The sequence below is a fragment of the Dokdonella sp. genome (assembly GCF_035511235.1).
Classification (GTDB): Bacteria; Pseudomonadota; Gammaproteobacteria; order Xanthomonadales; family Rhodanobacteraceae; genus Dokdonella.
The window spans coordinates 74,662-97,530 of sequence record NZ_DATKFQ010000020.1; the positions used below are offsets into that span (position 1 = coordinate 74,662).

Consider the following 22,869-nt stretch of genomic DNA (forward strand, 5'->3'; position numbering starts at 1 on the left):
GGCATGCCGGATGGTGCCTGCTCGCGCGGACGAGCCGCGTGTCCGCGACAGACATCAGGACCAGCAGCGGGTCGCGATGCCGCGGCCCGCTCCCACGCCGCGTACGCCGCATGTGATAATCGCCGCCGGACGAGCCCGCAGATCCTCGGGCGCGCCACGAAGCATCCGCCCCGATGGGGTGGGCGGCGGACCGCCGCAGCGCTCGGCTTCGCCACGTCCCACGGATCGCTCCGAGCTGCCCCCGATGAAGATTGCGATCCTGTCGCGCAACGCGTCCCTGTACTCGACGACACGGCTGGTCGAGGCGGCGCGCGCGCGCGGCCACCAGGCGCGCGTGCTCGATCCGCTGCGCTGCTACCTGCGCATCGCGCCCGGCGCGTTCGAGATGCACTACAAGGGCCGCGTACTGGGCGGCTTCGACGCGGTGATCCCGCGCATCGGCGCCTCGATCGCGTTCTACGGCACGGCCGTCGTGCGCCAGTTCGAGATGATGGGCGTGCGCGCCGTCAATGGCTCCGACGCGATCCTGCGCGCGCGCGACAAGCTGCGCTCGCTGCAGCTGCTCGCGCGCGAACGGATCGGCCTGCCGACGACCGTGTTCGGCGACAACCCGGACGACACGGCCGACCTGTTGGCGATGCTCGGCAGTCCGCCGCACGTCATCAAGCTCAACGAGGGCGCGCAGGGACAGGGCGTGCTGCTGGCCGAGAAGCGCTCGGCCGCGCAGGGCGTGATCGAGGCGTTTCGCGGCCTGTACGCCAATTTCCTCGTGCAGGAGTTCATCGCCGAGGCCGGCGGCGCGGACCTGCGCTGTTTCGTGGTCGGCGGCAAGATCGTCGCGGCGATGCAGCGGCAGGCGCCGGAGGGCGAATTCCGCGCCAATCTGCATCGCGGCGGCAGCGCAACCGCCGTGACGCTCTCGGCCGAGGAGAAGCGCACCGCGCTGAAGGCGGCCCGCGCGATCGGTCTGGACATCGCCGGCGTCGACCTGTTGCGCTCGCAGCGCGGCCCCCTGGTCCTGGAAGTCAACGCCTCGCCGGGACTGGAAGGCATCGAGGCAGCCACGGGCATCGACGTCGCCGCCAGTGTCATCCGTCACATCGAGGCCGGCGCCACGCCGGCACCGGGCAAATCCGCGCGGCGCGCGCGCACTTGACATCTACGAAGATTGTCGTTGACAGCCGTCGCGAACCGGTCCTACGATGGCCGAGTCCGGATTCTGGGGTAGCGCATCGTCGCGTCCGGCATCGGGCCCGCCGTAGCAGCCGTAAGCGCAATGGACCTGCGCCGGCAGTCGGGGGCTGTCCCGGTCACTCGTTCAAGAGATGTCGCATATTTCTGTCAGGAGAGTTTCCATGTCGTTTCGAGTCATTTCATTGGGTCTGGCCGCGCTGATCGCGGTGTCGGCCCCGGCTTTCGCCGCGCGCAAGAGCAATACCGAGAACGCCATCGCCGCCACCACGCCCGAAGCCTTCGCCGCCCAGGCCGCCGAGGTCCGCAAGGACATGCAGGCCGGTGGACGCTACGGCAACATCAGCGCCGCCAACCGTCAGAAGGTCGACGCACAGCTGGACTTCATCGGCAGCCTGCTGCAGCGCAAGGGTTCGCTCGATGCGATGAACGACCAGGAAAAGGTCCAGCTGATGAACGCCCAGGAAGAGGCCAATTCGATCCTCGTCGGCTACGACGACCAGCAGCTCGTCTGCGAGTACCGCAAGATCGCCGGCTCCAACCGCAAGGAAAAGGTCTGCCAGACCAAGCGTGAGATCGCCAAGGCGCGCGAGGACTCGCGCGAGGCCTATCGTCGCCAGACGACCGGCCACCAGAACCAGGAAGGCATGCGTCCCGGCGGCGGTTTCTGAGGAAGCCCGGCCCGTGCCGAGGCCCGCGCGCTGTTCGCGGGCTTCGGCAGCTCCACGCACCATCGAAAAAGGGATGGATCGGCCCGAGTGGACGCCGCCCGGAACTTGGCATACGCTTGGGCGCATCGATCCGTTAAGTGCTTGTTTCAATCGGGGAACCAAGCTTCGTGCGAAAGCGCCTTGATCCACCCAAGCCGACCGAGGCCGAGCTCAGCATCCTGGGCGTCCTCTGGGACAACGGACCCTCCACGGTCCGCGACGTCCACGAGGCCCTGCACGGCGGAGACGGTGTCGGCTACACGACCGCCCTGAAACTGCTGCAGATCATGCACGTGAAGGGTCTGGTCGAACGCGACGATTCCCAGCGGGCCCACGTCTACCGCGCCGCCGTCGACAAGCAGCGCACGCAGAAGCGGTTCCTGAGCGACATCGTGCAGCGCGTGTTCGACGGGTCTTCCTCGCAGCTGGTATTGCAGGCTCTCGGCGGCAAGCCGCGCGCGACACGAGAGGAACTCGACGAGATCCGCGCGCTGCTCGACCAGATGGAGCGTCGATCGCGGTGAACGCGTTGCCGCCGTTCGACTGGCTGACGCTGGTCCATGCGCTCGGTTGGTCTCTGCTGCACTTCCTGTGGCAGGGCGCACTGATCGGTGTCGCCTATCTCGGCGCGAGGCGGCTGGCGCGCGAATCGAACCCGGAACTGCGCTACGCATGCGGCATGGGCGCGATCGTGCTGGCGGCGCTGTGTCCGATCGCGACCTGCCTGCTGATACTCGGCGCGCAGGATGCCGGGCCCGCTCCTGCCGCAGCCATGGCAGTGGCCTCCGGGTTCGCGGTCGGCGCCGCGCGAGCGGTACAGCCCGGGCTGTCCGGGCAGGCCTTGTCCTGGCTGGTGGCCCTCTGGCTCTCCGGCGTACTGGTGATGGCGCTGCGCAGCTTCCAGCAGTGGCGCAGCCTCGATCGCGTCGTGCGCTTCCATGCGATTCTCGATCCCGAGCTGCAGCGCATGGGCCGCACGCTGGCCGCCAAGCTCGGCTATCTGCGCGACCTGCGCGTACGGGTCACCGACCGCATCGACACGCCGACCCTGGCCGGCTGGTTCCGTCCGGTGATCCTGCTGCCGGCGGCCCTGGTGCTGCGCTTCCCGCGCCAGCAGCTCGAGCTGATCCTCGCCCACGAGGTCGGACATCTGCGCCGTTTCGACCACTGGGCCAACCTGCTGCAGGCCGTCGTCGAGACCCTGCTGTTCTATCACCCGGTCGTGCACTGGATCTCGCAGGAGGTCCGCAACGACCGCGAGCTGTGCTGCGACCGGTTGGTGCTGCGTTCGACGCGGCACGAACCGTATCTGTATGCGCGCACCCTGGCGGAGCTCGAGGAATGGCGGCAGCGCCCGGCGCGGCTGACGCTGGCCGCGACCGGCGGCCATCTGCTCGATCGCGTGCGCCGGATCGTCGGCATCATCGAGTCGGACCACCGGCCCGCCGCGCTGCGCCCGTCGCTGCTGCAGGGCATCGCGGTGGCGGCGCTGCTGGCCGTCGTCGTGACCGCGGTCGATCGCGGGCGCACTGCCGGAACCGGCCCGGCCGTCGAGGTCGCGGCCGCGCGGCCGCTGCCGTTCGCCTCGCTGCGGATCGCCGCCGATTTCGACGTCGCCGCCGAGCCGGTCGCGTTCAACATCGTCATACCGGAGCTGGCGGCGACCGAAGCCGACACGGCTGAGCCCGTCGCAGCGCCGCCGGCGGATGCGGACTCGACGGTGGCGGCGACGCTGCCCGGGAGCGGTGCTCCGGCTCCGGCCGCTGCCGCGGCGGCTGCAGCGCCGGTCTCGGCAGCGCCGCAGGCCGCTGCAGCCGGTATCGCGGCGGAATGGCCGACGCTGCAGCTCGAGTCCTCGGCCGCGGCTCCGAGCGCGGATACCGAGGCGCAGGTCGCAGCCGGATCCGGCCAGGCGGTCTGGGCGACGCCGGACCTGATGGCCTCGGGCGAGGCGTTCGCCGATGGGATACAGCCGGTCGAGCTCGAGCTGCACCTCACCGATCAGGGCCGCGTGCTCGGCTCGCGCGTGGTCCGCGGCGATCCGTTCAGTCCGCTCGCGGTCCAGGCGCGCCGCGAGGTCAAGCTGTGGCAGTTCGAGCGCGAGGGCCCTCTGCTCGATCGCCGCGCAGTGGTCCGTCCGGTGTTCGTGCCCGACGGCAGCGAGCCGCGCCTGATCGAGACGCGCATCGAGGTGCCGTGCCAGTCGCGTACCGGCACGCGCATCTGCCGGCCGTGGACGCCGGTCGAGACGACCGTCGAGTTCATGCGCGGCAGCGAGCTGCTGACCGCCGACGCCTTCCTGGTTCTGCGCGGCGCGGCCGGTTAACGCAACGCTGAAGCGCACTTAACGGCCATTTAAGCCGTTTCTCCTTACAGTCCACCCACTGTAGTCGTGGCCCGACGCTTCACTTCATCAGCGACGGGTCGATTACGGTAATCGGGGCAGTAGCTTTATTCGGCCCAAGCGAAGCGCGTTCCCCCAATGGCGCTTCCTTGGGCCATTTCTTTTGCTGCATTCTCGTGTCGTGCACGCGCTGCGGCCCGCGGGAAACTCCGCTCCGGCGCGGCGGTCTATCCACAGCCCACGACCTCCGGCTATTCTCCTGCCCATGCGCATACTCGTCATTGAAGACAATAGCGACATCGCCGCGAATGTCGGCGATTTTCTGGCCGACAAGGGACACGTCGTGGATTTCGCCGGCGACGGCGTGACCGGCCTGCATCTGGCCGTCGTCAACGATTTCGACGTCATCGTGCTCGACATCGGCCTGCCCGGCATGGACGGTCTGGAGGTCTGCCGCAAGCTGCGCCAGGACGCGCGCCGGCAGACGCCGATCCTGATGCTGACCGCGCGCGACGCGCTCGAGAACAAGCTGGTCGGCTTCGAGGCCGGTGCCGACGACTACATGGTCAAGCCGTTCGCGCTGCAGGAGCTGTCGGCGCGCATCGAGGTGCTCGGCCGTCGCGGCAAGGGGCCCAAGAGCCGCCTGCTGCAGGTCGCCGACCTGACCTTCAACCTCGACACGCTGGTCGTCGTCCGCGAGGGCAAGTCGATCCAGCTCAACCCGATCGGCCTCAAGCTGCTGCAGGCACTGATGGAGGCCTCGCCGGCCGTGGTGACGCGTCAGGATCTGGAAACCCGGGTCTGGGGCGAGGAGCTGCCCGACAGCGACTCGCTGCGCGTGCACATCCACGGTCTGCGCGTGGCGATCGACAAGCCGTTCGACAAGCCGCTGATCCAGACCCGCCACGGCATCGGTTACCGCATGGTCGATCCGGATGCGGTACCGGCGTAGGCTGCGCAGCCGCATCATCATCTCGTTCACGGTGTTCGGCCTGGGTCTGACGGCCCTGTTCGCGGTCGCCAGCCTGTACATGCGCGCGCGGCTCGAGGACCAGCTGATCAACCGGACCCTGCTGCGCGAAGTCGCGAACTTCGTCGAGTTCAAGCGGCAGAATCCGTCGCCGGACGCGGCCTACAAGATCTCGCTGTTCGATGCGGAGATCTACAGCGCGCGCAAGTTCGCGAACGTCCCGTTCGACGCGCAGAAGTACGGCACCGGCGTCTACGACATCGCCGACTTCGACGGCGACGGCAAGCTGCGCTCGTACAAGCTGGCCGTCTACAAGTCCGACGAATACTGGGCCTTTCTGCGCTTCGACGTCGGCGCGCAGAAGCTCAGCGCGCAGCAGCTGCTGGTCGTGCTGGCCGGCGTCGTGCTGTGCTTCATCGTGCTGTCGTGGCTGATCGGGCGCTGGCTGTCGGTCCGCGTGATGAGTCCGGTCAGCGACCTGGCCGCGCGGCTCGAGCGCTTCCAGCGCACCGGCCTGCGCGAGCCGCTTGCGCCGCATTTCGCCGACGACGAGGTCGGCCAGCTGGCGCGCGCGCTCGACGACTACGCCGATCGCCTGACCGACCTGGTCGAGCGCGACCGCGAGTTCAACGCCGACGTCAGCCACGAACTGCGCACGCCGCTGGCGGTCATCGCGACGACGACCGAGCTGCTGCTGGCGTCCGAGCTGCCGGACAAGGCGCGCGACCGCATGAAGCGGATCGAGCGCGCGGTGCGCCAGTCGACCGAACTGACCGATGCGCTGCTGCTGCTGTCGCGGCGCGAACGGCGCGGGCCGTCCAATGGCGAGATCACCGACGTCGGTCGCGTCGTCGAGCAGGTGGTCGACGTCAACCGGCCGCACCTGGGCAGCAAGCCGGTCCAGGTGCACGTCGTCAACGAGGAGCCGATCACCGTGTCGGCACCGTCCTCGGTGGTCGCGGTCGCGCTCAGCAACCTGATCGGCAACGCGTTCAAGTACACGCAGCAGGGCGAGGTGACCGTCGTGGTCGGCCACGGCCGCGTCGCGGTCGAGGACACCGGGCCGGGAATCAAGGCCGAGGACGCGCAGCGGCTGTTTCAGCGCGGCGTGCGCGGCGATGCCGGCGGCAAGGGCGCCGGACTCGGGCTGGCGATCGTGCTGCGTCTGTGCGAGCTGTACGGCTGGACGGTGTCGCTGGCGCCGCGGCCGCAGGGCGGCGCGGTCGCGGTGCTGCAGTTCGATCGCCGCTGATCGAGCCGGCGGCGGGCGGTCGCCGCCGCGTCGCCGATGCCGATGTCCCCCTCGTGGTCGGCCGCGTCGAGGTGTCTTTGCTCGTAGGAGACTCGACGTAGCGGACTCGACGGGCGGCCGAGCGGCCGCCCGTCCTGCGTCTGGCTTCAGCCGACCGGCTCGAGCCAGCCCCAACGGTCATGCGTGCTGCCGTCGAACAGGCCGAAGAACAGCTGCTGCATGCGCCGCGTCGTCGCGCCGACCGTGCCGTCGCCGACCGGCTTGCCGTCGACCGAGCGGATCGGCGTGATCTCGGCGGCGGTGCCGCACATGAACAGCTCGTCGCACAGATACAGATACTCGCGCGGCAGGTCGCGTTCGACGACCTCGATGCCGGCCTCGCGCGCGAGCGTGATCAGCGTATTGCGCGTGATGCCGTTCAGCAGCGCGGCGCTGACCGGCGTGGTGTGCAGCGCGCCGTCGAAGACCAGGAACAGGTTCTCGCCGGCGCCCTCGCTGAGCAGGCCGGTCGAGGCCAGCGCGATACCCTCGCCGAAACCGAGGCGGCGCGCCTCGCGCGCGACCAGCTGGCCCGACAGATAGTTGCCGCCGGCCTTGGCGCCGGCCGGAATCGTGTTCGGCGCGAAGCGCTGCCAGCTCGACACGCAGGCGTCGATGCCCTTCTCGAGCACGTCGGCGCCCAGATACGCGCCCATGTTCCAGCACGCCACAGCCACCTCGGTCGGCGTATCGGCCGACAGGCCGAAGCCGCCGAGTCCACGGAACGCGAACGGACGCAGATACGCGCGCTCGAGCTGGTTGGCCTTGATCACCTCGCGGCAGGCCGCGTTGATCTGCTCGATCGTGTACGGGATCTCGATGTCGTAGATCTTGGCTGACTGGAACAGCCGCTTGATGTGGTCGGTCAGGCGGAAGATCGCCTGGCCGTCCGGCGTCGGATAGCTGCGGATGCCTTCGAAGACCGAGGAGCCGTAGTGCAGGGCATGCGCCATGATGTGGACGGTGGCCTGCGCCCAGGGCTTGATCGCGCCGTTCTGCCAGACGAATTCGGGGTAGGAAACGCTCATCGGGGGTCCTCGAAGGGGCGAAGAAGCTCGAACGGCCATGATAGCGGCCCGGCCGACGGCGGGGCCGGGGCGCGGGAAAAAGAAGCTTTCCGATTCGGCATCAACGCCGCGGCCGCAGCGCCGTACGGACAGCGCCGCGTGTCAGGGAATCAGCCACCAGCAGCCGAGCACGCGCTGCAGCCGCCAGGTGCGCGTCCAGATCGTCCGGGTGCCGGCGCGGACCGTCAGCTCGGCCGATTCGGCGTCGAACGGCACCAGCTCGGCCGCCAGCAGCGGTTCGCGCAGCTGCGCCGCCAGCATTTCGAGTTCGGCACGCGCGGCCTGCGCGCCGTGGCCGTCCCAGAGGATGAGGCCGCTGAGTTCGATCGGATTGCCTTGGCGCCAGGCGCGCGCCAGACGGTTGCGCAGGTCGGCAGGCGAGTCGGTGCAGTCGCCGGCGCGCGCCGACGCCGTCGCACCATCCGGCACGGCATCGGCCGCGCCGCCGGCGAGCGCATCCTCGCAGCGCCGGTCGGTGAAGACCTTGCGTCCATCGGGACCGATGCAGCGGCGCACCGCGGCGTCCTCGGCCGCCGCCGCGCCGGCCAGCAGCAGCGCCGCGAGCGTCAGGACGGCGCGCATGCGCCGGCTCAGTCGAGCGCGCCGAGCCGGTCGAGCACCGACAGTGTCGGCCGGGCCCGATTGAGCGTGTAGAAGTGCAGGCCCGGCGCGCCGCGTTCGAGCAGGGTGCGGCACAGGTCCGCCACGACGTCGGAACTGAACTCGCGGATCGCGTCGGCGTCGTCGGCGTACGCGGCCAGCCGTTTGGCGAGCCAGCGCGGAATCTCCGCGCCGCACAGTTCCGAGAAGCGCTTGAGCTGCGAGAAGTTCGAGATCGGCATGATGCCCGGCACGATCGGCGCGTCCACGCCGAGCCGCTGCGCCGCCTCGACGAAACGGAAATAGCCGTCGGGATTATAGAAGTACTGCGTGATCGCGCCGTTCGCGCCGGCATCGATCTTGCGCTTGAAGTGCAGCAGGTCGGCATGCGCATCGGCGGCTTGCGGATGCACTTCGGGATAGCAGGCCACCTCGATGTGGAAATGGTCGCCGCTCTCGGCCCGGATGAACTCCACCAGATCGCTGGCATAGCGCAGGTCGCCGAAGCTCGCCATGCCCGACGGCAGGTCGCCGCGCAGCGCGACGATGCGCTTCACGCCGAGTGCGCGGTAGCTCTGGATCAGCTCGCGGATCTCGGCGCGGCTGCCGCCCATGCACGACAGATGCGGCGCGGCGTCCAGACCGTGGCCCAGCAGGTCGCGCACGGCCTCCAGCGTGTAGCTCAGCGTCGAGCCGCCCGCGCCGAACGTCATCGAGACGTATTGCGGCCGCCGCGGCTGCAGCGCGGCGACGGTCTTCTCCAGCGTCGCGCGCTGCTCGTCGGTCTTGGGCGGGAAGAACTCGAAACTGATCGGGGGCATGGGGGGCGTCACTCGGTGGTCATCAGGGCGAGCCTGGCGCGGACCTTCTCGGCATAGCGGTCGTAGTGCTTGCCGAGCAGACCGCGCAGCTCGGCGTCGGTCACGTAGTCGATCGAACGGCGGTACTCGGCCTTGAGCTGGTTCGACTCGATCCACTGCCCCTCGATCGCGTCGAGCGTCGTCGGCACGTCGACGGCCGATCCGGGCAGGTCGGCCAGACGCTCGCGCACGCGCGCCGCGTGGCGCTCGGCGACCGCGCGCGGACCGCTGCCGTCGGCGAGCTTCTCGAGGTGGAACGACTCGGCGGCGGCGTAGTCGAACACGTCGGCGCCGGCCTCGCGCGTCGCGAGGAACGTACCGTCGGCGAAGCGCGATACGCATTCGAGCATGCGCTGCGCGCGCCACTTGCCGGTCAGCAAGAGGGCCAGGAAGCCGAGCAGGCCCGGCCATTTCGGACGCATCGCATAGGCGGCGGCGGTGCCGTACTGCGGATGCACGTAGAGCCCGATCAGCACGCGCTGGCCGAGCGTCTGGCCGAGATTCTTCGCCTCCGCATCGGTCAGATGGACGTAGCCGAGCGGCTCGATCGTGCGGCGCACGGCGGCTAGGTGGCGTTGCTGGTAGCCCGGGAACTCGCTGGCGAGGGCCGGCTCGAGACCCGGCGGCGGTTCGTGGGCGAGGTTGTGGATCTGATGGGCGATGTAGGCCGCGCTGGCGTCGTCCGGCGACTCCGGCACCGAGGTCTCCAGTGCGGAGGAGAGATCGGCGCCCTTGCGGATCTGGTCGGCCGCATGGCGCAGGGCCGCGTGCGCCACATCGTCCTGCAAGCTGCGGTCGGCGCCGCCGGCCTCGCCGAGCGCCGCCTCGATCATCCGCGCGTAGTGCTCGCGTTCGCCGTCCGGACCGGCGGCCGCGCGGTCGCGCAGCTCCTGCACGTGCGGGCGCACCGGATCGTCGACGGCCAGACGCGCCAGGACCGCGTCGCCGTGCACGACCGCCTCCTCGTAACGGCCCAGCCGCTGCGCGACGTCGGCGATGCGCAGGTCCACGCGCAGGTCGTCGGCGATCGCGGCGGCGGCCTGGTAGTCGGCCAGCGCGGCCTCGAGCTGCGTCCGGTCGTAGCGCATGCCGAGCGGATCGCCGACGACGTCCGCGTCATCGGCCGGCGCCGATGCCAGGCGGTGGCGCAGGTCGGCGCGCAGACGCCAGGCCTCCTGCCGGCTCGGGTCGGTCGCGATCGCACGCGTCAGCAGGGCGATCGCCTCGTCGGGCGCCTCGGCCTGATCGGCCAGCAGCAGGGCCAGCCGGAACGCGACATCGGCATCGCCGGCGTCGATCGCGTGCGCGCGCCGCAGCAGCGCGATGGCTTCGTCGCCGGCGTCCTCGGCTTCTGCCAGCTCGGCGCGCGCGACCAGGGCCGGCACGTAGTCGGGCCTGAGCGCGAGCACCGTGTCGAGATCGGCGACCGCCTCCGCGTCGCGGTCCAGCGCGCGCAGGCAGCGGCTGCGATGCCAGCGCAGCGCGGCCGAACGCGGATGTACCGCGATCAGCGCCTCGAGCGGAATCAGTGCGCCGCCGAAGTCGCCGTCGCGGATCAGCTGACGTGCTTCGTCGAAGACGATCTGGTCGTCGCTGCGCATGCTCAGGCCTCCTCGGGGCGGCACGGAACGGCGCGGCCCGTACGCACATGGACGTGCGCGGCGGAACGGCCTCGCCGGCCGGGGCCGGTCGTGGCGACGCAATGGAATCGGCGGAGCGTCAGCAGCGGATCGATCATCGTATGCCCCCTGGCGAACGACGGAAAACAGGCGTCGCAGCGCAGGATACGACGCCTCGCCGCGTCCAGCGACCGGACCTGAAAGGCGCCGGATCCGTGCGGTCCCGTACCGATCGGTGAGCGGGTCCGGCGAAGGGCCGGACCCGCGACCGGACCGGTCAGTAGCGGTAATGGTCGGGCTTGTACGGGCCTTCGACCGGCACGCCGAGGTAGTCGGCCTGCTCGGCGGTCAGGCGCGTCAGCTTGACGCCGATCTTCTCCAGGTGCAGACGCGCGACTTCCTCGTCGAGCTTCTTCGGCAGGATGTAGACCTTCGGATCGTAGAAGTCCTTGTTGGCCCACAGGTCGATCTGCGCCAGCGTCTGGTTCGAGAACGAGTTGGACATCACGAAGCTCGGATGGCCGGTCGCGCAGCCGAGGTTGACCAGGCGGCCCTCGGCCAGCAGGAAGATCGAGCGGCCGTCGCCGAACGTGTACTTGTCGACCTGCGGCTTGATGTTCAGGCGCACCGCGCCGGAGGTGTTCAGCGCGTCGACCTGGATCTCGTTGTCGAAGTGGCCGATGTTGCAGATGATCGCCTGGTCCTTCATCTGCTGCATGTGCGCGAGCGTCAGCACGTCCTTGTTGCCGGTCGTGGTGACGTAGATGTCGCCGACGCCGAGCGTGCTCTCGACGGTGTTGACCTCGAAGCCTTCCATCGCCGCCTGCAGCGCGTTGATCGGGTCGATCTCGGTGACCACGACGCGTGCGCCGTAGGCGCGCAGGCTGTGCGCCGAGCCCTTGCCGACGTCGCCGTAGCCGCAGACCACCGCGACCTTGCCGGCCAGCATCACGTCCATCGCGCGCTTGAGACCATCGGCCAGCGACTCGCGGCAGCCATAGAGGTTGTCGAACTTGCTCTTGGTGACCGAGTCGTTGACGTTGATCGCCGGCACCAGCAGCTTGCCGGCCTGGGCCAGCTGGTAGAGACGGTGCACGCCGGTCGTGGTCTCCTCGGAGACGCCCTTCCAGTCCTTGACGACGCGGCCCCAGAAGCCCGGGCGCTCCTTGGCGACGCGCTTGAGCAGGTTCTTGATGACCTGCTCCTCGTGGTTCGACGAGGGCGTGTCGACCCAGGTGCCGCCGTTCTCGAGCTCGTAGCCCTTGTGGATCAGCAAGGTCACGTCGCCGCCGTCGTCGACGACGAGCTGCGGGCCGAGGAAGCCGCCGGCGCCGTCCGGGAAGCTCAGCGCGTCGAGCGTGCAGTCCCAGTACTCCTCGAGCGTCTCGCCCTTCCACGCGAACACCGGCGTACCGGTGGCGGCGATCGCGGCGGCGGCGTGGTCCTGGGTCGAGAAGATGTTGCACGAGGCCCAGCGCACGTCGGCGCCGATGTCCTTGAGCGTTTCGATCAGCACCGCGGTCTGGATCGTCATGTGCAGCGATCCGGTCACGCGCACGCCCTTGAGCGGTGCAGTGGCGGCGTACTTCTTGCGGATCGACATCAGGCCCGGCATCTCGTGCTCGGCGATGTCGATTTCCTTGCGGCCCCAGTCGGCCAGCGCGATGTCGGCGACCTTGTAGTCCTGGCTGGGGGTGTTCTTGACGACAGCGTTCATCGGGAAAACTCCGTGCGATCGGCAGGCGCGGTTTGAAAGGGACGGCTCACCGAGCCTGGTCGTCGGCGGAGCGACGGTCGCAGCGCCCCTCGGTGGGCATTGAAGGTCGCGGAGTATATCGCTTATTCGCGATGGAAGGATGAAGGGTGCCGGCGGGGACCGCGCCGGTTCCTTCGCGGCGCCGCTCGTGGTTGAATGCGGCTCGAGAAGCGGGGGTGCCGGCGCAGGCCGGCTGAGAGAGTCCCTTCGAACCTGATCCGGTTAGCACCGGTGTAGGGAGTCTTCGCCGGCACGGGTCGCACCGTCGCCGGCGCCCCGGCTTCGTCCTCGTGTCGTCTCCCTGCGTGCCGTCCGCCGGCGCGCGCCTCCCAGACAGGACGCATCGCCGATGAACGCCGTTCCCGCCCCGCTGCTGCGCCAGGCCGAAGCCCTTTCCGAAACCGTGACGCGGCCGATTCCCGGCTCGCGCAAGATCTACGTCGAAGGCTCGCGCGGCGACCTGCGCGTGCCGATGCGCGAGATCGCGCTGGCCGACACGCCGAGCCTGTTCGGCGCCGAGTCGAATGCGCCGTTCACGGTCTACGACACCTCCGGTCCGTACACCGATCCGGACTACCGCGTCGACCTGGTGTCCGGGCTGCCGGCGCTGCGCGCGGCCTGGATCGAGGAGCGCGCCGACACCGTGCGCCTGGCCGATTTCAGCTCGCCGTTCACGCGGCGGCACGCGACCGCGCCGCAGCTCGACGCGGTGCGCTTCCCGCACGTGCCCAAGCCGCGCGTCGCGCGCGCCGGCGCCAACGTCAGCCAGATGCACTACGCGCGGCGCGGCATCGTCACGCCGGAGATGGAGTACGTCGCGATCCGCGAGAACCAGCGGCTCGAGGCGATCGGCGAGATGCACCTGCTCAAGCAGCACCCCGGGCAGAGCTTCGGCGCGGCGATCCCGAAGATCATCACGCCGGAGTTCGTGCGCGCGGAGATCGCGCGCGGCCGCGCGATCATCCCGAACAACATCAACCATCCCGAGAGCGAGCCGATGATCATCGGCCGCAACTTCCTCGTGAAGATCAACGCCAACATCGGCAACTCGGCCGTGACCAGCTCGATCGCCGAGGAGGTCGAGAAGATGGTCTGGGCGATCCGCTGGGGCGCCGACACGGTGATGGACCTGTCGACCGGCCGCCACATCCACGAGACGCGCGAGTGGATCATCCGCAACTCGCCGGTGCCGATCGGCACGGTGCCGATCTACCAGGCGCTCGAGAAGGTCGGCGGCGTCGCCGAGGACCTGACCTGGGCGCTGTTCCGCGACACGCTGATCGAGCAGGCCGAGCAGGGCGTGGACTACTTCACGATCCACGCCGGCGTGCGCCTGCCGTTCATTCCGCTGACCGCCGGCCGCGTCACCGGCATCGTCTCGCGCGGCGGCTCGATCATGGCCAAGTGGTGCCTGGCCCATCATCGCGAGAGCTTCCTCTACGAACGTTTCGAGGAGATCTGCGAGATCATGAAGGCCTACGACGTCGCGTTCTCGCTCGGCGACGGCCTGCGTCCCGGCTCGATCGCCGACGCCAACGACGCCGCGCAGTTCGCCGAGCTCGACACGCTCGGCGAGCTGACCCAGGTCGCCTGGAAGCACGATGTGCAGGTCATGATCGAGGGCCCCGGCCACGTGCCGATGCAACTGATCAAGGAGAACATGGAGCGCCAGCTCGAGAAGTGCCACGAGGCGCCGTTCTACACGCTGGGGCCGCTGACCACCGACATCGCGCCCGGCTACGACCACATCACCAGCGCGATCGGCGCGGCGATGATCGGCTGGTACGGCACGGCGATGCTCTGCTACGTGACGCCGAAGGAGCACCTGGGCCTGCCCGACAAGCAGGACGTGCGCGACGGCATCATCACCTACAAGCTGGCCGCCCACGCCGCCGACCTCGGCAAGGGCCATCCGGCCGCGCAGGCGCGCGACAACGCGCTCAGCAAGGCGCGCTTCGAGTTCCGCTGGCAGGACCAGTTCAACCTCGGCCTCGATCCGGAGAAGGCCAAGGAGTTCCACGACGAGACCCTGCCCAAGGACGCGCACAAGACTGCGCATTTCTGCTCGATGTGCGGGCCGAAGTTCTGCTCGATGAAGATCACCCAGGATGTGCGCGACTACGCCAAGGAGCACGGCACGGCCGCGCAGGTCGACGAGGCGATGGCGGCCAAGGCGGCCGAGTTCCGCGCGCAGGGCGGCGAGATCTACCGGCCGGACTGATCCGGCCGGCGGCACTCCTCACGGCCGCGCGGGCGGCAGAGCCCGCGCGCGCGACGCCGACGAAGCGCGCAATCGCATCCGCGGTGCCGGCGCGGCACGCGCGCGATCGCGCCGCCCGTTCACGTTCCTTTCGCGCGTGGCGGATTAACGTGCCTGAACGCGTCCGGCCCGACCGACCGGTCCTACGGCGGCGCGACCCCACCCACCCAGGAGGCAGGTATGGCATCGCAACCGAATCGAAGTCCGGCGGCCGGCGAGAAGCCGTTTCTCACCGACATCGAGACGATCCGCAGGCGTGCGCGCGAGCACATCGAGCAGGGCGCGGTGACCGCCGGCTATTCGGCCGATCGCCAGACCGTCATCAAACTGCTCAACGAGGCGCTGGCGACCGAGATCGTCTGCGTGCTGCGCTACAAGTACCACTACTACATGGCCTCGGGCATCCACGCCAAGAGCGTCGCCGCCGAGTTTCTCGAGCACGCCGGCGAGGAGCAGGAGCACGCCGACCGGATCGCCGAGCGGATCACCCAGCTCGACGGCGCCCCGAATTTCTCGCCGGAGGGTCTGCTGACGCGCAGTCATTCCGAGTACGTCGAAGGCCGCGATCTGATCGAGATGATCAAGGAAGACCTGGTCGCCGAGCGCATCGCGATCGACAGCTACCGCGAGATCATCCGGTACCTCGGCGACGACGATCCGACGACGCGGCGCATGCTCGAGGAAATCCTCGCGGTCGAGGAGGAGCATGCCGAGGATCTGGGCACGATGCTCGAGAATCTCGGCCGCAAGGGCGAGCCGGCAGCGGCGAACGTGGTCTGAGCGGCGCGGCGCCCGCCGGATCGCCGGGCCGGGCGCCGCCGGGGATCGGTCGCAGCCGGCGGCGGGTTCGTCCGGTGCGACTTCACTGGCAAGGTGACCGGATGCGGCGAGATCGCGTGCGCTGCCGTACGAGCGTTCGCCCGATCTGCGCCACGGCGCCGGCATCCGGTCGCCGGCGCCGCCGTTACGCCGGATGGGCGGCCGAATGCGCAGGATCCGTCGACCAGCCGGCGGCACGCAGCCGCCTTGGCAGCGCCGACTCGGCTGGCCTCGCCGGCGCCGGCCGTACAGGCCTCGCCACGGTGGCGGTCTGCTAGTCTGTCCTTCTTCTCGCGACATGTCCGGAGGTGTTCGATGCAATCGACCGTTCCGTCTCGCCGGTTCCGTTGGCTGCGCCCGCTCCTGATCCTGCTCGCGGTCTACGCGCTGGCGATCATCGCGCTGATGATCTGGTGGGACCACGAGCCGGCCCGTTTCGATGTGGCGCCCTCGGCACAGGCGCGCCTGCAGCCCGGCCAGTCGCTCGCCACCGGCTACGTCACCGTCGCCACGCTGATCCGCTCGGCCGAGACCCTGCTCGACAAGCGCGGCGGCTATCTCAGCAACGACAAGCTGCCGCCCGGCGTGCTGATGGACAACGTGCCCAACTGGGAATTCGGCGTGCTCACCGCGACGCGCGATCTGGCGCGCGCGCTGCGCAACGATTTCAGCCGCTCGCAGAGCCAGTCGGCCGAGGACAAGGACCTGCAGGAGGCCGATCCGCTGTTCAGCTCGCCGAACGACCGTTGGCTGCTGCCGAGTTCGGAGGGCCAGTACCGCAAGGCGATCAAGCTGGTCGAAAGCTATGCCACCCGCCTGGCCGATCCGGGCCGCGGCAATGCGCAGTTCTTCGCGCGTGCCGACAATCTGGCCGACTATCTGCAGGTCGCGTCCGGCCGCCTCGGCTCGCTGTCGCAGCGCCTGTCGGCCAGCGTCGGTCAGGTGCGACTGGAAACCAGCCTGGGCGATCCCGGCGACGGCGCGGCGACGTCGGGCGGCCCGCTGCTGGTCAAGACGCCGTGGCTGAAGATCGACGACAACTTCTACGAGGCGCGCGGCTACACCTGGGCGCTGCGCGAGCAGCTCGAGGCGATCGCGATCGACTTCGGACCGGTCCTGCGCGACAAGAACGCGGTCGCCAGCCTCGAGCAGGTGATCCGCGAGCTGGAGGAGGCGCAGCACCGCATCTGGAGTCCGATGATTCTCAATGGTTCGCCGTACGGATTCTTCGCGAACCACTCGCTGGTGCTCGCCAACTACGTCTCGCGCGCCAATGCCGCGCTGATCGAGCTGCGCACGCTGCTGCGGCGCGGCTGAGCGCGGGCGCGCCGAGGCGTGCGTCCGGTGCGCCGGGCCGAGTCGCCGCGTCTGACGCGGTGCCCCGGCACGCAGCGTGCGTCCAGGCCCGCGGCGGAGGCCGGTGCTGCGCGCTGCGATGTGCGAGGGAGCGCCCTCGATCCGCGCCGCTTCGCATGCGTCCACCGCGGCGTTCGTCAGCCGTGACTTCGGGCGCGCTGCATGCGGCCGGCCGCCGGCGACGCGCCCGGTTGAGCGCGCCGGTTGATCGCGCATCCGGCGCCCCCATAGCGGGACCGTCGCGGCGCGGTGCCGCTCCGCCGAGGCGATCACCCGATGTCCGTCACCGATATTCCCGTCCGCGTGCGGATCGATGTCGTGCTCGATCCGGTCTGCCCGTGGTGCGCGATCGGCCTGCACGCGCTCGAACGCGCGATCGAGCGCGTCGGCGATGCGGTCGCCGTCGATCTGCATTTCCAGCCGTTCGAGCTGAATCCGGGTCTCGGCCCGGACGGCGAGGATCTGGTCGAGCATCTGGTGCGCAAGTACGGCATCTCGCCGGCCGAAATCGCGCGCAACCAGGCTGCGATCGCCGCACGCGGCGCAGCGGTGGGTTTCGCGTTCGGGCCGCGTACGCGGATCGTCGCGACGTTCGATGCGCACCGGCTGCTGCGCGCGGCCGCGCAGATCGGCCCGGACACCGCGCGCACCTTCGCCCATGCGCTGCTGAAGGCCTATTTCACCGAAGGCGAGGACATCGCCGCGCCGGCGACGCTGGCGCGCCTGGCGGTCGCGTCCGGCATCGACGCGCAGACGGTGCGCGACGTCCTCGGATCGGACCGTTACGCGGCCGAGGTCCGCGAGCGCGAGGCCTATTACGCCGAGCGCGGCATCCGCTCGGTACCGGCGGTGATCCTCCAGGAACGTCACCTGATCAGCGGCGGGCAGCCGCCCGAGGTCTTCGAGCAGGCGCTGCGCCAGCTTGCTGGCATCGCCTGACGCCCGGTGACACGCGCCAGCCGCGCGTCGCCGGGCTGAGGGAACGGGCGACGCCGACCTTGCTGTCGCTGGTGATGCAGCGCGTGTTCGAGAGCGATCAGGCCAGCTGCAGGGGGCCAACATGAGCGTGGCCAGCGTTGCCGCGGGCTCTCGCCGCTATGCTTCGGCTGGGTTTGCGATGTCGGTCGACGTCGATTCGGCTCTGGCGCTGCCGGGTGCGGCGTTCCTGCTCGCGGCGGCGTGTTGCTGGCCGCGGCGCTGCTCGGCTGGCGCGCCTCGCGCAACCGGGTAGCGCGAGCGGAAACACGCGGCGGACCGAAGTCCGCCGCGTGCCGTCAGCGAGGCGCGCGCCTCGCGGCCGGACCGCCGCTCAGCGCGGCGCGGTCGAGGCGACGCCGCGGTCGGTGAGGGTCCAGCGCGTCTGCGTCGAACCGTCGCCGGCGAACGACGGATACCAGTCCTCGCGCGTGCTCAGCAGGAAGCGCTGCAGGCACAGCCGGTCGCCCGACTGGCCGTCCTCGGGACAGCCGGCGACGACCAGCAGACGGTCGGCGCCCTCGCCGTCGGCCGCGGCCTTGAACGCCATGCCGGCGCCGATCACGTCCTGCGACGGACCGGGATGGATCACGTTGAAGTGGCCGCCCTTGAACTCGCCGGCGGTGCTGAACGTCAGGATGTCGGTGCTGCGCCGACTGGCGCCGTCGCCGTCGACCACTGCCGAGTCGGCCAGCACCCACAGATGATCTTTGAACACCTGCACGTCGCGGATCGCGGTGAAGTGCCAGGCGCTGTTCGGGAACACGATCGCGGCGCCGCCGCCCGGATTCCAGGCACCGGCGCTGCGCCAGGCGACCGGGGTGCCGTCGGCGCCGTAGCGCGTGATGCCGACGTTGTCGGCGCGGGTCTGGCCGTCGGCTGCGACCAGGCTGACGACGATCACGTCGTCGCCGACCTGGACCACCTTGCGCACCTGCGCGGTCGCCATGGCCGGGATGTCGGACGCCAGCGGTGCGGCCTGCACGGCGCCGGCGCAGAGCAGGCCGATCGATGCGGCCAGGGGCTTGACGATGTTCATGGAACGTCTCCTCGATGCGGAAAGGCGGACATCGCGTGGCTCGTTGATTTTGGTGCTATGCACCATTGTCAGAATGAGCGCTGTTTCGCGAATAAACAAACTTCTCGCGATCCATATTGCTGCATCGCAGCTCATTTCCAGGACGGCAAATTGTCGCGACGCCCAGGGCGGCCGGCGGTCGTCGTCCGCCGGCGCCGATCGGTGCCGCGGCCGGCCACCGCCATCGAGCCGGCCGCCCTCCGGAGGGGCCGGTCGGGCGCGGCGCTCGGCGCCCTGCGCGGCGGCCGGTGCAGTCCGCGCCCTCGGCGGCGCGCCCGACCGCGGCAAGAGCGCGCAGCGGTCCGGCCGGTCACGGCGCTGTGCTAGGTTTGGGCGCGATCCCGCGCGATAGAGGAATGCTGCCGCATGACGACGCAACTGCGCCGCACGAAGATCATCGCCACGCTCGGGCCGGCGACGGATGCGCCGTCGATGCTCGAACGCATCCTCTCCGAGGGCGTCGACGTGGTCCGGCTCAACTTCTCGCACGGCCAGCCGGACGATCATCGCGCGCGCGCCGAAGCGGTCCGTGCGGCCGCCGCGGCGCTCGGGCGCGAGGTGGCGATCCTCGGCGATCTGCAGGGCCCCAAGATCCGCGTCGAGCGCTTCGCGGCCGGCAGCGTCGATCTGGAGGCCGGCGATTCGTTCACGCTCGACTGCCGGCCCGACGCGCCGGCCGGCGACCGCCACCGCGTCGGCGTCGGCTACCACGACCTGTGGCGCGACGTCATTCCCGGCGACGTGCTGCTGCTCGACGACGGCCTGATCGCGCTCGAGGTCGCCGCGGTAGCCGATCAGGAGATCCGCTGCCGGGTGACCGTCGGCGGACGGCTGTCGGACCGCAAGGGCATCAACCGCATGGGCGGTGGCCTCAGCGTCGCGGCGCTGTCGGACAAGGACCGCGCCGACATCCGCCTGGCCGCCTCGATCGGCGTGGACTTCCTCGCGGTGTCGTTCGTCAAGAATGCCCAGGACATGGACCAGGCGCGCGCCTTGTTGCGCGAGGCCGGCGGCTCGGCGGCCCTGGTCGCGAAGATCGAGCGCACCGAGGCGATCGGCGTGCTCGGCGAGATCATCGACGCCAGCGAGGTGGTCATGGTCGCGCGCGGCGACCTCGGCGTCGAGATCGGCGATGCCGAGCTGCCGGGCCTGCAGAAGAAGATCATCCGCGAGACGCTCGAGCGCAACCGCATCGTCATCACCGCCACGCAGATGATGCAGTCGATGGTCGAGTCGCCGATTCCGACGCGGGCCGAGGTGCTCGACGTCGCCAATGCGGTGATCGACGGCACCGACACCGTGATGCTGTCGCAGGAGACCGCCGCCGGCCGTCATCCGGACAAGGCGGTCGCCGCGATGCGCCGCGTATGCCTCGGTGCCGAGCGCCAGTTCGAGCCGCAGGAGGACCTCGGGCCGCGCGCGGCGACGATCGAGCGCACCGATCAGGCGATCGCGCTGGCCGCGATGGTGCTGGCCGGGCGCGTCGGTCCGCGCGCGATCATCGCCTTGACCGAATCGGGCGAGACCGCGCGCTGGCTGTCGCGGCATCGCTCGAGCGTGCCGATCTTCGCGCTGTCGCGGCATGCCGCCTCGCGGCGTCGCATGCTGCTGTATCGCGACGTCTATCCGATCGATTTCGACCCGCAGAACGTCGGGCCGATGCAGGCCGCGCGCGCGGCGATCCAGCACCTGTTCGGCCTGGGCCTGCTGGCCGAAGGCGATCGCGTGATCCTGACCACCGGCGACCACACCGGCCAGCTCGGCGGCACCAATACGCTCAAGCTGCTGCGGGTCGGTCCGGACGGGCTGGCCGAAGGCCTCGGCGACCTCTGAACGGCGGCTCGACGCACGCACGAAGCGCGCGGCCGCCGCATCGCGAAGCGCTACAATCGCGCTCTCGTTTTTTTGCGCCGGAGCAGGTCATGTCCCGTTCTTCCCCGATCCGCCGCCCGCTCGCGTTCGCCGCCGTCGCGACGCTGGCGCTCGCGTCCGCCGCGGCGTCCGCGCAGCGGCAGCCGCGCGTGGTCGCGCCGGACGATCTGGCCAAGTACTGGGTGCTCGTCAACGAATCGGTGCAGGGCGACGCGCCGATGTTCGGCAAGGGCATGGACGTGCCGACCTGCGCGACGGTGTCGTTCGTCGTCGACGGCACCGGCAGCACCCGTTCGGTCAAGGTGCAGCGCATCGTGCCGGAGGGGCCGGATCTGGCCAAGCTCGCGCTCAGCATCGGCGCGCATCTGAAGTTCGAGCCGACGGCCACCAACGGCGGCCGCGATCCGGTATTCAGCTGGCTGATCTTTCCGCTGAACCTGCCGTCCGACCCGGCCGCGCGTACCGAGCTGATGAAGCCCTGCGTGATCGAGAAGCTGCGCTACGCCGACCGCTGAGTATCGGCGCTCACGGCGGCGGCAAGGACGTATCGCCCTCCGGCCGCCGCTTGCGGAAGATCCAGAACCGCGACGACACGAAGTTGACGACCATGCCGGCCAGCGAGCCGGCCGCGACCGCGATCACCGGCTGCTCGCGGATCGCCGGATGGTGGAACACCAGGAACGAATACGTGCCGTAGTTGACCGCAAAGCCGCCGCTCATCGCGAGCAGGTAGCGTGCCCATTCGCCGAACAGCCCGTAGCGGCGGTCGGCGCTGAACGTATAGGTGCGGTTGAACAGCCAGGTGCCGGTCGCAGCGACCAGGAACGACAGCAGGCGCGTCGCGTAGGGATTCCAGCCGCTCCACTTGACCAGCACCTGCACGATCGCCGCGTCGATGACGAAGCCGATCACGCCGCCGACCGCGAACAGCACCAGCACGCGCACGGCCGCGGCCCGCCGCATGCGCGGATCGAGCTCAGACCTCATCGCCGCGGTTCGCTGCCGTGGTGGGCGTCATGCCGGCATGCGCGCTTCAAGCGGCGCCGGCCGCATACAGGCCGGCCATGCCGTGGCGCGCCGGCTGCTCGACGACGCCGCGCTCGGTCACGATGACGTCGATCAGCTCGGCCGGCGTGACGTCGAAGACCGGATTCCAGGCCTGGGCGCCGTCGACCACGGTGCGCTGCCCGCCGTAGCCGAGCAGCTCGGTCGCGGCGCGCAGCTCGATCTCGATCGCCTCGCCGGTCGGCGTGGTCAGGTCGACCGTCGAGGACGGCGCGACGACCATGAAGCGCACGCCATGGTGGCGCGCCGCGATCGCGAGCTGGTAGGTGCCGATCTTGTTGGCGGTGTCGCCGTTGGCGGCGATGCGGTCGGCGCCGACCACGACCCAGTCGATCGCGCCGGATTTCATCAGGTGCGCGGCGGCCGAGTCGGCGATCAGCGTGGCCGGGATCGCGTCGCGGGTCAGCTCCCACATCGTCAGCCGCGCGCCCTGCAGCCAGGGTCGCGTCTCGCCGGCATAGACGCGCGCGATCCGGCCTTGCGCGTAGCCGGCGCGGATCACGCCGAGCGCGGTGCCGTAGCCGGCGGTCGCCAGCGAGCCGGTGTTGCAATGGGTCAGCACGCCGACCGGCGCGTCGCCGAACTGCGCCGCGCCGAGCTCGCCCATGTGGCGGTTGGCGGCGAGGTCCTCGTCCTGGATCGCCTGCGCCTCGGCCGCCAGCGCGTCGGCATCGGCGCCGTCGGCGATCGCGCGCTTCATGCGGTCCAGTGCCCACATCAGATTGACCGCGGTCGGCCGCGCCGCGCGCAGCCGCTCCAGCGCGGCCGGCAGCGTGCCCGGATCCTGGCGCGCCGCCAGCACGACGCCCCAGGCCGCGGCGATGCCGATCGCCGGCGCGCCGCGCACGACCAGATCGGTGATCGCCTGGGCGACCTCATCGGCGCTGCGGCAGTCGATCGCGGTCTCCTCGAACGGCAGGCGGCGCTGGTCGAGCAGGCGCAGATGGTCGCCCTGCCAGAGCACGGCGCGGATGGAGTCATGCGAGTCGGTGGCGATCATCGGCAGCGAAGGCGGGCGGAAAGTCGATCGGGCAGG

General features: G+C 70.1%; 20 protein-coding genes and 2 riboswitches. Of the genes, 12 read left to right on the forward strand and 8 right to left on the reverse strand.

Annotation, left to right across the window (positions count from 1 at the left end):
- Positions 1–244 precede the first annotated feature (244 nt).
- From rimK to VMR06_RS09670, 6 genes are all read left to right on the forward strand, one after another.
- Positions 245–1,156 (forward strand): 30S ribosomal protein S6--L-glutamate ligase, encoded by a 912-nt coding sequence (rimK, locus tag VMR06_RS09645; protein ID WP_325375619.1) that lies wholly within the window; start codon positions 245–247, stop codon positions 1,154–1,156.
- Positions 1,157–1,355: 199 nt separating this feature from the next.
- Entirely contained in the window at positions 1,356–1,862 is a 507-nt protein-coding gene (locus tag VMR06_RS09650) for a hypothetical protein (RefSeq protein WP_325375621.1), read from the forward strand.
- A gap of 167 nt (positions 1,863–2,029) precedes the next feature.
- Complete coding sequence (locus tag VMR06_RS09655; RefSeq protein WP_325375623.1) at positions 2,030–2,425, forward strand: BlaI/MecI/CopY family transcriptional regulator; 396 nt, start codon at positions 2,030–2,032, stop codon at positions 2,423–2,425.
- On the forward strand, positions 2,422–4,227 hold the full coding sequence (locus VMR06_RS09660; protein WP_325375625.1) for a M56 family metallopeptidase: 1,806 nt from the start codon (positions 2,422–2,424) through the stop codon (positions 4,225–4,227). Before VMR06_RS09655 ends, VMR06_RS09660 begins: the two co-directional genes overlap by 4 nt.
- A 283-nt stretch (positions 4,228–4,510) precedes the next feature.
- On the forward strand, positions 4,511–5,197 hold the full coding sequence (locus VMR06_RS09665) for a response regulator transcription factor (protein WP_325375627.1): 687 nt from the start codon (positions 4,511–4,513) through the stop codon (positions 5,195–5,197).
- Entirely contained in the window at positions 5,181–6,467 is a 1,287-nt protein-coding gene (locus VMR06_RS09670; RefSeq protein WP_325375629.1) for a HAMP domain-containing sensor histidine kinase, read from the forward strand. Before VMR06_RS09665 ends, VMR06_RS09670 begins: the two co-directional genes overlap by 17 nt.
- A 146-nt stretch (positions 6,468–6,613) precedes the next feature.
- Here the strand turns inward: VMR06_RS09670 and VMR06_RS09675 are convergent, their stop codons facing one another.
- The 5 genes from VMR06_RS09675 to ahcY form a co-directional block, all read right to left on the reverse strand.
- Positions 6,614–7,534 (reverse strand): branched-chain amino acid transaminase, encoded by a 921-nt coding sequence (locus VMR06_RS09675; protein ID WP_325375631.1) that lies wholly within the window; start codon positions 7,532–7,534, stop codon positions 6,614–6,616.
- A 141-nt stretch (positions 7,535–7,675) separates the two neighbouring features.
- Complete coding sequence (locus VMR06_RS09680) at positions 7,676–8,155, reverse strand: hypothetical protein (protein WP_325375633.1); 480 nt, start codon at positions 8,153–8,155, stop codon at positions 7,676–7,678.
- An 8-nt stretch (positions 8,156–8,163) separates the two neighbouring features.
- Complete coding sequence (metF, locus tag VMR06_RS09685; protein ID WP_325375635.1) at positions 8,164–8,994, reverse strand: methylenetetrahydrofolate reductase [NAD(P)H]; 831 nt, start codon at positions 8,992–8,994, stop codon at positions 8,164–8,166.
- Between the two features lie 8 nt (positions 8,995–9,002).
- Positions 9,003–10,634 carry a tetratricopeptide repeat protein gene (locus tag VMR06_RS09690; RefSeq protein WP_325375637.1) on the reverse strand — a complete coding sequence of 544 codons (1,632 nt, stop codon included), beginning with the start codon at positions 10,632–10,634 and terminating at the stop codon, positions 9,003–9,005.
- Positions 10,635–10,929: 295 nt separating this feature from the next.
- On the reverse strand, positions 10,930–12,369 hold the full coding sequence (gene ahcY, locus VMR06_RS09695) for an adenosylhomocysteinase (RefSeq protein ID WP_325375639.1): 1,440 nt from the start codon (positions 12,367–12,369) through the stop codon (positions 10,930–10,932).
- Between the two features lie 16 nt (positions 12,370–12,385).
- A riboswitch (S-adenosyl-L-homocysteine riboswitch) is annotated at positions 12,386–12,466 on the reverse strand.
- A gap of 104 nt (positions 12,467–12,570) precedes the next feature.
- Positions 12,571–12,666, forward strand: a riboswitch (TPP riboswitch).
- A 91-nt stretch (positions 12,667–12,757) separates the two neighbouring features.
- Between ahcY and thiC the strand changes: the two genes are divergently transcribed.
- From thiC to VMR06_RS09715, 4 genes are all read left to right on the forward strand, one after another.
- Positions 12,758–14,629: a phosphomethylpyrimidine synthase ThiC gene (thiC, locus tag VMR06_RS09700; protein WP_325375641.1), complete on the forward strand. Its 1,872-nt coding sequence runs from the start codon at positions 12,758–12,760 to the stop codon at positions 14,627–14,629.
- Between the two features lie 219 nt (positions 14,630–14,848).
- Positions 14,849–15,448 carry a ferritin-like domain-containing protein gene (locus VMR06_RS09705; protein ID WP_325375643.1) on the forward strand — a complete coding sequence of 200 codons (600 nt, stop codon included), beginning with the start codon at positions 14,849–14,851 and terminating at the stop codon, positions 15,446–15,448.
- Between the two features lie 354 nt (positions 15,449–15,802).
- Positions 15,803–16,804: a DUF2333 family protein gene (locus tag VMR06_RS09710; RefSeq protein WP_325375645.1), complete on the forward strand. Its 1,002-nt coding sequence runs from the start codon at positions 15,803–15,805 to the stop codon at positions 16,802–16,804.
- 315 nt (positions 16,805–17,119) lie between these two features.
- Entirely contained in the window at positions 17,120–17,782 is a 663-nt protein-coding gene (locus VMR06_RS09715; RefSeq protein WP_325375647.1) for a DsbA family oxidoreductase, read from the forward strand.
- A gap of 370 nt (positions 17,783–18,152) precedes the next feature.
- On the opposite strand, the gene VMR06_RS09720 is transcribed toward VMR06_RS09715, so the two are convergent.
- Positions 18,153–18,857, reverse strand: a complete 705-nt coding sequence (locus VMR06_RS09720; RefSeq protein WP_325375649.1) for a hypothetical protein — start codon at positions 18,855–18,857, stop codon at positions 18,153–18,155.
- Between the two features lie 405 nt (positions 18,858–19,262).
- On the opposite strand from VMR06_RS09720, the gene pyk reads away from it, so the two are divergent.
- Together pyk and VMR06_RS09730 are read left to right on the forward strand one after the other, a co-directional pair.
- Complete coding sequence (gene pyk, locus VMR06_RS09725; RefSeq protein WP_325375652.1) at positions 19,263–20,729, forward strand: pyruvate kinase; 1,467 nt, start codon at positions 19,263–19,265, stop codon at positions 20,727–20,729.
- An 89-nt stretch (positions 20,730–20,818) separates the two neighbouring features.
- Positions 20,819–21,283, forward strand: a complete 465-nt coding sequence (locus VMR06_RS09730) for a hypothetical protein (RefSeq protein WP_325375654.1) — start codon at positions 20,819–20,821, stop codon at positions 21,281–21,283.
- A gap of 10 nt (positions 21,284–21,293) precedes the next feature.
- Here VMR06_RS09730 and VMR06_RS09735 read toward each other — a convergent pair whose 3' ends face one another.
- Together VMR06_RS09735 and mtnA are read right to left on the reverse strand one after the other, a co-directional pair.
- On the reverse strand, positions 21,294–21,755 hold the full coding sequence (locus tag VMR06_RS09735; RefSeq protein ID WP_325375656.1) for a GtrA family protein: 462 nt from the start codon (positions 21,753–21,755) through the stop codon (positions 21,294–21,296).
- 46 nt (positions 21,756–21,801) lie between these two features.
- A complete protein-coding gene (mtnA, locus tag VMR06_RS09740) occupies positions 21,802–22,833 on the reverse strand; it encodes an S-methyl-5-thioribose-1-phosphate isomerase (protein WP_325375658.1) in 1,032 nt (343 codons plus the stop codon).
- Between the last annotated feature and the right edge of the window lie 36 nt (positions 22,834–22,869).